Below are 13,515 nucleotides of genomic sequence, written 5' to 3'. Positions count from 1 at the left end.
ATATTACAAAAAAGCTCCAAATTAAATTTGGAGCTTTTTTTATAAATCGAAAACTGATGTCCTTTTGGAGCGAATCAGATCTTTTAGTCTTATCCAGAAAGCAAGAGTCAAATAAACTCCAAATCCTAAACCTGCTGTAACAAATGAGATGTAGATAAAAAACAATCTTACACTTGTTACACGCATTCCAAGTTTGTCTGCTAATCTTGATGAAACATGAAAGCCATATTTTTCAAAGAAGAATTTAATTTTTAAAATTGCTGACATTTTTACTTGCTTTTGAGTTCCGATGTCCCGGAAGGATTTTAACTTTACAAAAGTACAAATAATATAATTACTAAACTTCGTAATTTCCCCAATACTAAATTTTATCATTGTTGAATTTTCATGATCTGATTTCTAATTATTTTTCAGCAACTCCAATCCGAAAGCACATTTTAAACAGGCTTTTTGATTGCAATATTCATTTTTGAGTTCTAACAATGTCTGACTTTCAAATGCCGATTTTGATTGAATTCCAAACGAATTAAATTTATCTATAATCGCATTTTTCTCAGATGCAACTTCATTAATAAAATCAATTAAATCTTCTGCGTGCGATTCTCCGATCATGTTTGAATAGGCAAACTGAAGCGGAATAATAGTATTTATAATGAGTAAATCTAAAAATGATTTTGACAGCGTTTTTGATTTCTTCGGACTTTCTTTATCAAACTGATAATGGCAATGCCAGTATGAACTTGCAGACACACTTAGCAAATCATACACACTTTTAACCGACTTTAAATCTATAATTTTCGAAAATAAATTTTGATATTTATGGTATAATCCAGCCAATTGTGATAGTCGGATTGTTGGAAAATTATCCGGACGGAGTTTAAAAAACTGCACAGGATCTATATAGGTTTTTTCGATTTGATATTTGTGAAGCAGATAAAAATAACGAAACTTTAAATCTTTATGATAGACATCTTCTTTTTCTGTTTCTAACAAACCCGAAATTCCAAAAAACAATGCTTCCAAATTCTCGTTTTCGAAACTTTCTTTTCTTATTACAGAGAACGGAATTGCCTTAGAAATCTGAAAAAAAGAAGTTCCGTTTGTATTTAGACCAAAATTCTTAGCCAGAAGGCAAAATAACACAGCTTCCCAATCCTGATTGGTTTCTTCCAGTAATTGAAATATAAATTTTGATTTACGCTCTAAACGTTCAAAAAACAATCTTTCCTGCCAGTTTTTAAAAACAAAATCATCTATTCTCTTTAATTGTCTTTCGCAGAAAATCCATGATTTTGGATAAACAAGTGCATTATAGCTGTCTATTGTCTCTTTGGAAACATAATCTTTAAGAACCAAAACCGGAATTTCGGTATTGTCTTCTCTAAAGATAGCCGTGTCATTTTCCCAAACAACATGTAAAATAACATTTGCATAGGCAGGATCTTTTTCGTGATTGTGTAAATACCAATCAGAAGATTTAAGATGGATTTCAATATTTCCAGCCCATTTCTGATTTCCTATTGTTATCAAAGAATTAAAAAAGTCAGGGCCTGAAAGCTCTAAATAATCACCGGTTTTAATAATGGTAATTAATTCTCCCTGAGCAGTTTTCAAATTTAAGGCATCAAATTTTCTGAATTTCCAGATGTAATGAAGGAAGTCTTCTTTCATTTAGATTTATGGTATAAATTTCAAAATCTAAAAATAATAAAAATTTAATACTATTCTTACAAATAAAGATAATTATTATCTCATCAAATATAATTTTGCACAGGCTCTGGCATCCGACAATGCTTCATGGTGATTTAGTATAATTTTCATTTCGCGACAACAATCGCTTAACTTTGTTGGTTTAAAACCTTTTGCTTTATAGATTTTGACGGTACACTCCCACTTCAAAGCAATATTTAAATCCTCATAACTTAAGCCATGAAGCAACATTGTTTTCATTAAAACATTTCGGTCAAAACTCTCGTTATGTGCTACAACCACGCGGTTTTTTAGTCTTTTTTCAATTTCGGGATATACCTGAAAAAAGGATTTCGCATTGGCAGTATCTTTAGGATAAATTCCGTGAACACGAATTGTAAACGGATTATATTCATTATTTGGAGGTTTAATTAAAGTGACATATTCGTCAACTATTACTCCGTTTTCTACTGTCACAATTCCAACCGAACAAGGATGATATCCGGTGGCCGTTTCAAAATCAATAGCGGTAAAATTCATTTTATGTTTTTAAAGAAAAATCCATAAACCTTACTATTACAATAAGATTTATGGATTAAATTTATTTGAAAAGGTTTATTTTATTGATCCAATAATATCATATTTGGTAATAATGTGATGATGACCGTTTCCTAAATCTACCAAAACAGCATCATTTTCTTTACTGAAAAGTTTAGAAACTTCTTCTATTGGAGTTCCCATTTTAACAATTGGGAAAGGTTTTCCCATTACTTCTTTAATTGGTTTCTCGGCTACATTTTTATCTGCTACATAACTTCTAAATAAGTCTGTTTCATCAACAGAACCAACAAAACCATTAATATCTACTACCGGAATTTGAGAAATTTTATATTTACGCATACGTTCAATTGCATGCGAAACCAATTCTTCTGTGCGAACCACAATCAGTTCTTTATCGATATGATCTTTAATAACGTCTTCTGCCTTTGTAACATTTTCTTCTAGGAAACCACGCTCCCGCATCCAGTCATCGTTAAACATTTTTCCGACGTAACGGCTTCCTGAATCGTGAAATAATACCACCACAACATCATCTGGCTTAAAATGCTCTTTCAATTGAAGCAGTCCTTTGATACAAGCTCCTGCAGAATTCCCAACAAAAATAGCTTCTTCAAGTGCAATTTTTCTGGTATAAACCGCCGCATCTTTATCGGTAACTTTTGTAAAACCATCAATCAGAGAGAAATCAACATTTTTTGGCAGAATATCTTCTCCAATACCTTCTGTAATATAAGAATAGATTTCATTCTCATCAAAAATCCCGGTTTCATGATATTTTTTAAAAACAGAACCGTATGTATCAATTCCCCAAATTTTAATATTGGGATTTTTCTCTTTTAAATATTTTCCAACTCCCGAAATGGTTCCTCCGGTTCCAACTCCAACAACAAAGTGCGTAATTTTTCCTTCAGTCTGTTTCCATATTTCCGGCCCTGTTTGTTCGTAATGTGCCAGAGAATTTGACATATTATCGTATTGATTTACATACCATGAATTAGGGGTTTCTTCTGCCAGACGTTTTGATACGGAATAATAAGAACGCGGATCTGTAGGCTCTACATCTGTAGGACAAACCACAACCTTTGCACCAACGGCACGGAGAATATCCATTTTTTCTTTGGACTGTTTGTCTGAGATTACGCAAATTAATTTATAGCCTTTTACAATGGCAACAAGAGCAAGTCCCATTCCTGTATTTCCTGAAGTTCCCTCAATAATAGTTCCTCCCGGTTTTAATCTTCCATCAGCTTCTGCATCTTCAATCATTTTTACAGCCATTCTATCTTTTACAGAATTACCGGGATTAAAGGTTTCGACTTTTGCCAATACTAACGCATCAATTTCAGCAACAATTTTGTTGAGTTTTACCAATGGCGTGTTACCAATTGTTTCTAAAATATTTTTTGAAAAGTCCATCTTGTTTAAGTTTTAATATGTGGTAATATAGTAAGTTTTTTATTGGAAGAAATTCCAAACTAAACCAAAACGCAATACAAAATCACGGTAAGGATTATTGGGCGCAGCATAATAGTTACTTTGCGTAAAAGCAGCATTAAAATGTTCTGCTTTCAGATAAAAACGGGTTTGACGAATTCTCGCATTTACGAAGAAATCGAACGTTGCAAAACCACCTATTTTTTTATCCTGCTGTACAAAAAATTCTGCAATAACAGGGTTATAATCATCTCCGTAGTATTTAGTTAGATAATTAAATACAAGGCCTGTTTGAATGTATAACGCTTTTTTAAAGAAATAACTGGAATAGTAAAAAGTGTTTCTGGTTACAAAATCAGGAACATTTAAAATTAAATCGGACTGATCTACTTTTTGATATAAAAGGGTGTTATCCAGAGCAAATTTTCCAAATTTAAATTCACGACTTGCCTTTATTTCCAAATAATTAATTGCGTTTCCGTACTGAAATGGTTTAACAATCTGCTCATTTGCCGCCAATTGCTCGGCATTTGCAGCATCTTTGAAATACAAATGATCTTTTAAAACCGTATACTGCACCTGACCCGTTAACCATGGAGTGGTAATTTCTGCGCTTAACGAATTTATTTTTTCGTTTTTAAAATCATTGGACCAATTGTATGAGATCCAACTGCTTTGATACAGATTATAGTTATTATTGGGTAATTTGTTGATGTTACGATACCTGAAGTCAAATTTAATCTTTTCGTTCATGTCGTATCTCAGCTTAGCATCTAAATCTGACAGGGACTGATTTGTTATAGATCTGGAATATAAAAATCTACCATTCCACTTGTTTTTCTGGTACTCGTACTGACCTCCAATATTATTAATCTGAAGAAACAAATTATCCGGAACAGCTTTGCCTAAACTATCAACAATAACTCTTGAATATTGATAGTTCGAACGGTAATCATCAACAAAAAATATAAATTTTCCTAACAGAACATTTTCGTAAGCTGCACCAACTTTATTATAAAGTCTTTCGTATTTAGTTTGATCGTTTATCCCGCTTACCACATACGAATCTCCAAAACGCTGGACTTGTGAACTCACATTATTATTGTCTGTAACTGTAGAGAGAACTGTTGGCTGTTTGTATTCGTAGCTTTTATTTTCGTAATTAAATTGATGTGTCAGGTACAAATTATTGCTTCCATCATTCGGGTTTATTCTAAAAGCATGATCAAAAAATAATCTTCTTCCTCTTAACATAGATTCTGCGTCTGTCAAATAAACCTGAAGTCTTTGTCTGTTTTTATAATCCTGATTATCACTTTCAAAATTCGAATCGTTTGTAATTCCGCCATTCTCTTCATTCAGAATATCCTGAAAAGCATAGTGGGCGTTTATCGCATAACGTTTATCAGTTGTAGCATAACTGGTTGTCATCCTGAAATTTCCGGCACTTACTAATTGATTGATATAATCACCTTCTGATCTAAGTCCCTTATAAGCAATCGAAAAATTAAGATTTTTAGATACATTTAATGTTAGAAAAGAATCAACATTTTGTCCCTTATTAATTGTTGTATTAAAAAACAGCTCTGTAAAAGGTGTCGCTGCAGAATAATATCTAATTTGATCTGCCTCCATATAATTAAAGTGCTTTCCCCTGAAACCAATTTCAGGGTAGGGAGAAAAACTCGTTAAACTATATTGTAATGTATTTAAAGGCTGCCCGATATTCGAAAATTCCAACAGTCCAAAGAGATCTTTCCTAAGATGGTTTTGCCTGTAAGCACTTTTAATTGTAAGCGAAGTATCTGCATAAATAGTATCATGCTCAAGTGTAACAATTTTATACTGATCTATTGTTGCTATTTTGGCCTTTTTCTTCTTTACGGTATCTGTTATGCTTGAATATTGCGTATTCATATCTAAATTATTTTTAGAGGCTGGCTTTTTTTCTTGAGAAAACAATAAAGTAGGTACTACTAATAGATATAAAAAAATGAATATTCTCATTTGATGGCTTTGTATAAATTTATTTTGACAAATTTGCTAAGCAAAGGTAAGATAAAAAGGTATAAACGAAAAAACATAATATAGAATATGAAACTGAAATAGTTTAGGTGTTTTAAAAACGAAAACCCCGTATACAAAAGTATACGGGGCTCTCAAAAAAAAATCAAAATATTTATTGTTCTTATTCCCAAACCGGGTATAATTTATCTTGAATGATTACCTTAAACTGATTAGAATTTATCCCAGAACAATTTAGTATTTAATAAATCTCCACCAATATCAGAAGCAGCTTTAGTATAATTTGCTTTGTTGATGTTTGCCTCTGCACCTGGATAAGTGTATCTGACAGGAACAGTAAAAATAAGTTTGTTAATAGCTGCCTGAGGCGCTTTCAAGACTGGGAAGTCTAATCTTCTGTAAGATGTCCATGCTTCGAATCCTCTATTGTACAGAGCAAACCAAGCCTGGTTACCAATTTTTTCTTTATAAGTTGCCCCACTTAATGGATTGTTGTAATCCACTTTTGGACTTGCAATATAAGCATCAATGGCAGTAGTGTTAGTTACTCCCCAATCTGCCATAGAAGCTCTAATACCAGCGTCGTAATACACTTTTGCCTGGGCAGAACCACCTGGAATTAAACTTTTCTCAGCAGCTTCTGCTAATAAAAACTGTAATTCAGCATAATCAAAGATAGTTCCAGGAAAAGCCGGATTGTTTAATGTTGCTGAAATTTGTGAATATGCTGTATAAACGTTTCCTGCACCATAAGTACCTCCTACAAAAGTTCTTCCGGCTGGAATAACAGGAGCTGGAGCAGTAAGGTTTGTAAAATACTTAGCCATTCTTGGATCTCCTCCTGGAACAATAGCGTCCATTGCAGAAACAAAAGGCTCAGCAGGAATAAAATCAAATCTCTGACTTGTCACTAAATCCGCATACAATGGATTTTGATTTCCTGATGTAGTTAAATAAGTCAACTTTGTATTATCAACATTACCAGCAAGAGCACCAGAAGCAAGAGCTGCCTGAACCTGAGTAGTTGCATAAGCCGGATCAACATCTGACATATTAACTGCCATTCTGATAATTAATGAGTTTGCAAATTTATACCATTTAACTGTACTTGCAGCAGTTCCACCATAAACAATATCTGCTGCACCAAAGTTAGCTGCTGTACTGTTTGCTTTTAAAACGGCAACATCTGCATTCAATCTTTTAATAAGATCCTGGTAAATCGTTTTTGCATCATCGTAAGCTGGTAAAGGATATTTTTCAATATCGATTGCCTGTGAATAAGGAACGTTTCCGAAGGTATCTACTAATACACTATAAGCATAAGCTTCCAGAATATCTATAAGAGCTAATTTATTTTGCTTAACCGCTTCATCTGCCGGAGTTGCAGGAGCAGTTGCTAAAATCATCACTTTTGAATCATGCAAATCGGCTAAAACATCTCTGTATAAAACAAGGAAATGCTGATCTGGAATTTTTCTATTTGTAATATTATACTGACTTTCATCCGGATAAGTGGTTTCTGTCCATTGCTGTGCGAATAATCTAAAAACGTTATTATTTACACTGGTACTCACCATTTGATCGACTAATTTTTTCTCAGCATTTGAAAACAAATATTCCGATCTGGTAATTATTGGTTTTTTCGGATCAACGTTCATATCTGTAATGTCCTGGCTGCACGAAACCGTCATAGCTACCATAGACATTAATAAAAGTATTTTTTTCATGATTTAGAATTTTAATGTTAGGTTACAACCAATATTTCTTGTTGTAGGAAGTGATCCTCCTGAATAACCTGCAGATAGATTACCTGAACTTAGACCACTTTCCGGATCTGCGTCTGGAAGGTTTTTGCTGATGATCCATAAGTTAGAACCTACCAAAGAAAAACGCAAGTCATTCAAACCTGCTTTAGCAATGAATTGTTTAGGAAAACTATATGTAATACTTACTTCTCTAAGTTTTACATAACTTGCATCGTAAACAAATGCTTTTTGTGGGTTATTATTATAACCATAGATACTTCCTGCTACTTCTGGATTTGGTGTCCTTGTAGTGTTTGGAGTTCCATCTTCATTTACTCCAGGCAATATAACACCTCCCCCATTAGCAAGTGTATTTCTTACAGGATTTCCAAGCTCATTATTTCCTGCTGTAGAAGCAAATAAACCAGAACTTTGTCCGTAATATTGATCAAGAGAGAAAATATCTCCTCCTTTTTGAACATCAATTAAGAAACCTAAAGAAACTTGTTTGTAAGTAAATTTGTTACGAACACCGCCAATCCAATCCGGAGTAACATTTCCAATTACACTTGTAGCAGTTGCAGTTTGTAAGTACACTCCATTTTTAGTTACTTTTTGTCCGTCCTCGTTATAGATATAATCTTTACCAAGGATATCTCCATAAGGATTTCCTTTCGTACCAACAATACTAACCCCTCCTTGTAATGAACCTAGTGTTAAAACATCAACCCCTGGTCTTAAAGCTACAACTGTGTTCTCATTTTTAGACCAGTTCAAGTTAATATCCCAGGAAAAGTCATTTGTTCTTACAGGTGTTATATTGAAGATTACCTCAACACCTTTGTTTTCAACTGATCCGGCATTTACATATTTAGAAGAATAACCTGTTGCTGTAGAATAATCTACAGGGAAGATTTGATCTTCACTTAAACTTTTATAAACACTCACATCAAAACCTAATCTTCTGTCAAAGAATTGCATTTCTAAACCTAGCTCTTCAGATGAAGTTTTTACAGGATGTAAATCTGGATTATTACCCGTGTTTGGTCTTGAATAAAGCTGATTTGAACCAAATGGATTAAATTTAGTATATGCATCTTGTAAGGCATAAGGATCAACACCTCCTTGTGGATTCTCAGCGTAACTTGCTCTTAATTTACCGAAAGTTAACCATGGTCTGTTAATATGCTGTGTAAAAACATAACTTCCAGAAACCGAGTATGTATTAACATCATTGTTCCCTTCTGGCAACACAGAAAATGCATCATTACGCACCGTTCCTTCTATAAAAAGAAAATCTCTAAATCCAACTGAAGCAGAAGCATAAACACTGTTCACAGCTGTATTTTCTTCAACCTCAACTGGGAATGGGGAAGCATTTACTGAATTTGATAATGCATAGATTCCCGGTATAATAAGTCCCCCATCTGTAGAAGCTAATGTAGATGTACGTCGGCTTCTTAAAGCATTATAACCAACCAAACCTGTCAGGGCGAAATCTTCTGTAATTTTTTTATTGAAGTTCAATGTAAACTGATAGTTCTGTTCAGAAAACATACCAGTATATTTTTGGTATCCGGACCCTACAGCCAAACGGTTAATTCCAAATGTTCCGGCTAAAGAACCTACAGCTTTTCTTTCTTCACGTAATTCTGAATAAGAATCATTACTGATTTTTCCTGTAGCGTTTAACCAATCTGTAAATTTATAATCTAACTGACCATAACCGATGAAACGATTTCTTTCGTCTGTCTGGTAATTTTTATATCTTGTAAAGTATGGGTTATCCCAATATTTAGGATTTGTATTTCCATTAGCAGGATCTGCCATATTCCATGAAATATTTTGTCCGCCTGAATTTTGAAAAGCTTCTTTTTGAGATTGAATATCTACGTTAGTTCCCCACCACTGACGGAACAGACCAGCAACGTTATCACCACCATAACCGGTAGTATTTCTACCTTGTGTAGTTTGTGCTAAATAATTTGCAAAAACAGTTGCAGATAATTTATCAGTCAATTTGTGGTTGAATTTAATACTTGCATTATTTTTCTTCAATTCACTATTTGGTAAAATACCTGTCTCTTTATAATTGTTATAGTTGATTACGAAGTTACTTTTATCTGAACCGCCTTCAAAAGATATAGAGTTATTGAATGTCTGAGCTGTTTGAAAAAATGTAATTGGACCATTTTTTGCAGCTACCCATGGAGATTTTTGCCCAAATTTTGAAGAATATGGCGAATAAGTTTCCCAAGTATTAACCATAAGATTTGGATCAAAAGCAACACCGTAAGAAGCATCATCTGTTGTGCTTACTACTTGGTTACCATTTTTATCGATAACAAAAAATGCACCTGTTGGCCCAACCGGAGTACCTTTTGGATTTCCCGCCTGATCATAAGTTGGCCCATAACCTTGTCCGTATTTATTTTGGTAATCAGGAAAAGTATTTTTATCAACCGAACCTACTCCAAACTGACTAGATATAGTCACACCCATACCTTTTTGAGCTCTTCCTTTTTTAGTTGTGATCATAAGTACGCCATTACCAGCCTGAAACCCATATAAAGCAGACGCAGCCGCTCCTTTTAATACGTTTACCGATTCGATATCATCAGGATTAATATCCATACCAGCGTTACCATAATCGTAGGTATTACGTGCTCCGGATGTTTGTAATCCATTGCTTGAATTAACATTTTTATTGTTAATTGGCATACCATCAACAACGATAAGCATTTGGTTATCTCCTGTAAGGTTTTTAACCCCTCTCGAAACTACGTTTGTAGATCCTCCAAAGTTTGTGTTTTTTCTAATATAAACTCCGGCAGCTTTACCAGAAAGATCGTTAAGGAAGTTACCACTTGCAACCCCTCCAACCAAATCTTGTCCTTTTATTTGTTGAGTAGAATATCCTAGGGCTTTTTTCTCTCTTTTAATACCCAGGGCGGTAACAACTACACCTTCTAATTCTGTAGTGTTGCTAACTAATTTTACATTTAATGTGGTTGAACTAGCTGCAACTTCTTGCGTTTTCATTCCAATGTAAGTAAAAATCAAGACTTCGCTTGATGCTGCTTTGACGGAGAATTTCCCATCAAAATCTGTTTGCGTTCCGGTTTTAGTTCCTTTAACTAACACACTAACACCTGGAAGAGGCATCCCTGCATTATCGGAAACCATACCCGAAACAGTTCTTTCTTGCGCAAAGGTTAGTTGCGTAATCAGCGCCACTAACAGCACTAAGAATCCATTTAACTTTAGTTTCATTTTTTAAAATTTTGAATTAGTATCCGGCAAACATCTTAATATTTTCTTAAAATTACAAGACACCTTTTTAACGCGATAACGATTTCGCTTTAAAGATAGTTTAAAATTCTTGCCAAAAATTAGAATTTATTTAAACAAACTACAACAATATCAGACACATACATAAAATCAACCAATTAAACATTATGTATAATTTAACAAATATTTAACTTTTATTTATTAGGGTGCATTTTTTATTTTATAAAAAATGTCGTATATAGTAAATTAAAACTGACAATTTGAAGATGATTTTCATGTAATGCTTTTACTTAATTGTTAATAAATATTACTTAAAAGCTAATTCTAAACTTTTTTAACATTTAATTAAACTTTTCTTATAATTAAAATATTTGTTTATTTGAATAAAAAAATACAATATTTGTCATTAAAAAATTTAAAAATGCTTCAGTTAAACCACTCCGGATTTGTTTTAGAAACTGGCACCGATGAAGCTGGAAGAGGCTGCCTGGCTGGCCCGGTAACTGCCGCTGCAGTAATTTTACCGGCGAAGTTTGAAAATAGCTTTTTAAACGACAGTAAACAATTATCTGAAAAAACAAGAGCATTTTTAAGACCAATTATAGAAGAACAGGCTGTGTGCTACGCTGTAACGCATTTGCATGCGGATGAAATTGACGAAATAAATATTTTAAACGCGTCAATGAAAGGGATGCAGGAATGCATTTTAAAACTAAAACATGTTCCCGAATTTATAATTGTCGATGGAAACCGTGCTATAAATGCAAAATTGGGGCTTAAAAATACTTTTGGAAGACAATTTTCTCCAGATGAGATTTCACTGCTGAAATCTATCCCAAATCAAAGTATCATTAAGGGAGACGGAAAATATCTGAGTATCGCCGCTGCTTCTGTTTTAGCTAAAACATATCGTGATGAATTCATGGATCAGATTCATGAAGAATTTCCTATGTACAACTGGAAACAAAATAAGGGATACCCAACAAGAGAGCATCGGGAAGCCATTAAAGAATACGGAACTACAAAATATCACCGAATGAGTTTTAGACTTTTACCAGAACAATTAGAACTCGATTTTTTAGAAATATAAAAAGAAACCCGAATAAAAGATTTTATTCGGGTTTTAATTTTTCGGAAAACTATATTTAAACAAATTCGGCTTCAAATAAATTAGTTAAATGTTTCAGAATTCTAGACTTTACTTCCTCCTGATCTACTTTTTCTACACCAAGCTCTACATTTAAGGAAGTAACTCCTTTACCGCGGATTCCACACGGAATTATATTGTCAAAATATCCTAAATCAACATTTACGTTTAAGGCAAATCCGTGCATGGTTACCCATCTTGAGGCACGTACACCCATCGCGCAGATTTTACGTGCAAAAGGTGTTCCGGCACCAAGCCAGACTCCGGTTTCACCGTCACTTCTGCCCGATTCTAAACCGTAATCTGCTAAAGTTAGAATAATAGATTCCTCCAGTAAACGCAGGTATTTATGAATATCCGTAAAGAAATTTTCTAAATCCAAAATTGGATACCCTACAATTTGCCCTGGCCCGTGATACGTGATATCACCGCCACGGTTGATTTTGTAAAAAGTTGCTCCTTTGGCTTCGAGTTGCTTTTCGTTTAATAATAAATTATCAAGATCTCCGCTTTTTCCTAATGTATACACATGCGGATGCTCTACAAATAAAAGGTAATTTGGAGTTGGCAGATCAAGTTCTTCTCTTCTGTTTCTGATTTTTAAATCGACTATGTCTTTAAAAATTTCTTCCTGATATTCCCAGGTCGATTTATAATCCTTATTACCCAGATCCTGAAGTTGGATTTTTTTATTCATTTTGGTTATTTTTCAAACTCAACATCAAAGTTAAGTTTTTCTGGATTCTCCATATAATCCGTAAAGGTGTATTGAATTGTAATTGATTTTCTGTCGTCGCTGAACAGAGCGTTTGAATTAGAAACTTTCTTAATCTTTTTTGGAAAATTGTATTTTATAACATAATTAGATGAGGCAAACATCATTTTTGACATGTCTCCCGCAGAATCTTTTTTTACCTGAGCCAGTTTCTGCTGATCTATTACGGCTTTTCGTGTAAATTTCTTTCCGTCGTAGGTATAACTCAGCTTACTTTTATTATCTCCAAAACCGTTTCCAAGAGGATTTGCTCCTGCAGGGCCCTCTAATTTTTGAAGTGCACTCGCGGTCTGTAAAATATCCTGCAGTTCGTTTACATTCTTAAAATCAGTTTTCATTGTCATTAAGAATTGTTTTTTTTCTGCACTCATTTTGGTTGTCACTACAAAATTCTCCAGCTTTTTTAGTTCTTTTTGTGCTTCTGGAGATAATTTTGCGATACTGTCTTTTTTCTCTTCAAAAAGTTGTTTAAAGGTAAAAGTAGAATCGATCTCTTTTTTTGCATCGGCTCCCATTTGATTTCCGATTTGGTCTCCGGCCATTTCCATCAAAGCAGATCCGTCAATGTCTACGGAAAATTTTCCGGTTCCGTTTTCATTAATTGTAATGTTTTCTGTAAAGGTACAGCTTGTTAATGTAGCTAGTAAAAAAGAAAAACTTAGTAGTTTGTATAATTTCATCGTAGTTATTTTTATCAAAGATACGAAGACTAATTTATTTTGAAGCCACTAAAGTTTTGAGATGCTGCTCTTAAATTTCGGATTGTTTTTTTGCTTGTTTAGTTTTAACACTCCAACCCCGGAGTCTTATGAAAATTAAAATCTCTGTCTAGCCCGGATCAAAGCGGT

10 protein-coding genes are annotated in these 13,515 nt (G+C 33.8%); 1 reads left to right on the top strand and 9 read right to left on the bottom strand.

What is annotated here, in order from left to right; all coding sequences use genetic code 11:
* Positions 1-39: 39 nt before the first annotated feature.
* From ABEB31_RS07470 to ABEB31_RS07440, 7 genes are all read right to left on the bottom strand, one after another.
* Complete coding sequence (locus tag ABEB31_RS07470; protein ID WP_294785051.1) at positions 40-267, bottom strand: PspC domain-containing protein; 228 nt, start codon at positions 265-267, stop codon at positions 40-42.
* A 132-nt stretch (positions 268-399) separates the two neighbouring features.
* On the bottom strand, positions 400-1,671 hold the full coding sequence (locus tag ABEB31_RS07465) for a DUF2851 family protein (RefSeq protein WP_347050719.1): 1,272 nt from the start codon (positions 1,669-1,671) through the stop codon (positions 400-402).
* Between the two features lie 75 nt (positions 1,672-1,746).
* Complete coding sequence (locus ABEB31_RS07460; RefSeq protein WP_347050718.1) at positions 1,747-2,229, bottom strand: 3'-5' exonuclease; 483 nt, start codon at positions 2,227-2,229, stop codon at positions 1,747-1,749.
* 75 nt (positions 2,230-2,304) lie between these two features.
* Positions 2,305-3,666: a pyridoxal-phosphate dependent enzyme gene (locus tag ABEB31_RS07455; RefSeq protein ID WP_347050717.1), complete on the bottom strand. Its 1,362-nt coding sequence runs from the start codon at positions 3,664-3,666 to the stop codon at positions 2,305-2,307.
* A 39-nt stretch (positions 3,667-3,705) separates the two neighbouring features.
* The gene (locus ABEB31_RS07450) at positions 3,706-5,691 is read right to left on the bottom strand and encodes a putative porin (RefSeq protein WP_347050716.1); all 1,986 of its coding nucleotides are present in this window, start codon (positions 5,689-5,691) and stop codon (positions 3,706-3,708) included.
* Positions 5,692-5,921: 230 nt separating this feature from the next.
* Positions 5,922-7,436 carry a SusD/RagB family nutrient-binding outer membrane lipoprotein gene (locus ABEB31_RS07445; protein ID WP_347050715.1) on the bottom strand — a complete coding sequence of 505 codons (1,515 nt, stop codon included), beginning with the start codon at positions 7,434-7,436 and terminating at the stop codon, positions 5,922-5,924.
* A 3-nt stretch (positions 7,437-7,439) separates the two neighbouring features.
* On the bottom strand, positions 7,440-10,727 hold the full coding sequence (locus ABEB31_RS07440; protein WP_347050714.1) for a SusC/RagA family TonB-linked outer membrane protein: 3,288 nt from the start codon (positions 10,725-10,727) through the stop codon (positions 7,440-7,442).
* A gap of 439 nt (positions 10,728-11,166) precedes the next feature.
* On the opposite strand from ABEB31_RS07440, the gene rnhB reads away from it, so the two are divergent.
* The gene (rnhB, locus tag ABEB31_RS07435) at positions 11,167-11,835 is read left to right on the top strand and encodes a ribonuclease HII (RefSeq protein ID WP_347050713.1); all 669 of its coding nucleotides are present in this window, start codon (positions 11,167-11,169) and stop codon (positions 11,833-11,835) included.
* Positions 11,836-11,890: 55 nt separating this feature from the next.
* On the opposite strand, the gene lipB is transcribed toward rnhB, so the two are convergent.
* Positions 11,891-12,589, bottom strand: coding sequence for a lipoyl(octanoyl) transferase LipB (gene lipB / locus ABEB31_RS07430; RefSeq protein WP_347050712.1), 699 nt, complete (start codon positions 12,587-12,589; stop codon positions 11,891-11,893).
* A 5-nt stretch (positions 12,590-12,594) separates the two neighbouring features.
* On the bottom strand, positions 12,595-13,347 hold the full coding sequence (locus ABEB31_RS07425) for a hypothetical protein (protein WP_347050711.1): 753 nt from the start codon (positions 13,345-13,347) through the stop codon (positions 12,595-12,597).
* Between the last annotated feature and the right edge of the window lie 168 nt (positions 13,348-13,515).

The sequence above is a fragment of the Flavobacterium olei genome, assembly GCF_039749035.1.
GTDB lineage: Bacteria > Bacteroidota > Bacteroidia > Flavobacteriales > Flavobacteriaceae > Flavobacterium > Flavobacterium olei.
This window is presented reverse-complemented; position numbering and strand designations above follow the sequence as displayed.

Coding starts and splice junctions, on each gene's coding strand:
- ABEB31_RS07460 (WP_347050718.1), bottom strand. CDS start 2,229: ATGAATTTTACCGCTATTGATTTTGAAACGGCCACCGGATATCATCCT.
- ABEB31_RS07440 (WP_347050714.1), bottom strand. CDS start 10,727: ATGAAACTAAAGTTAAATGGATTCTTAGTGCTGTTAGTGGCGCTGATT.
- rnhB (WP_347050713.1), top strand. CDS start 11,167: ATGCTTCAGTTAAACCACTCCGGATTTGTTTTAGAAACTGGCACCGAT.
- lipB (WP_347050712.1), bottom strand. CDS start 12,589: ATGAATAAAAAAATCCAACTTCAGGATCTGGGTAATAAGGATTATAAA.
- ABEB31_RS07425 (WP_347050711.1), bottom strand. CDS start 13,347: ATGAAATTATACAAACTACTAAGTTTTTCTTTTTTACTAGCTACATTA.
- ABEB31_RS07455 (WP_347050717.1), bottom strand. CDS start 3,666: ATGGACTTTTCAAAAAATATTTTAGAAACAATTGGTAACACGCCATTG.
- ABEB31_RS07445 (WP_347050715.1), bottom strand. CDS start 7,436: ATGAAAAAAATACTTTTATTAATGTCTATGGTAGCTATGACGGTTTCG.
- ABEB31_RS07470 (WP_294785051.1), bottom strand. CDS start 267: ATGTCAGCAATTTTAAAAATTAAATTCTTCTTTGAAAAATATGGCTTT.
- ABEB31_RS07450 (WP_347050716.1), bottom strand. CDS start 5,691: ATGAGAATATTCATTTTTTTATATCTATTAGTAGTACCTACTTTATTG.
- ABEB31_RS07465 (WP_347050719.1), bottom strand. CDS start 1,671: ATGAAAGAAGACTTCCTTCATTACATCTGGAAATTCAGAAAATTTGAT.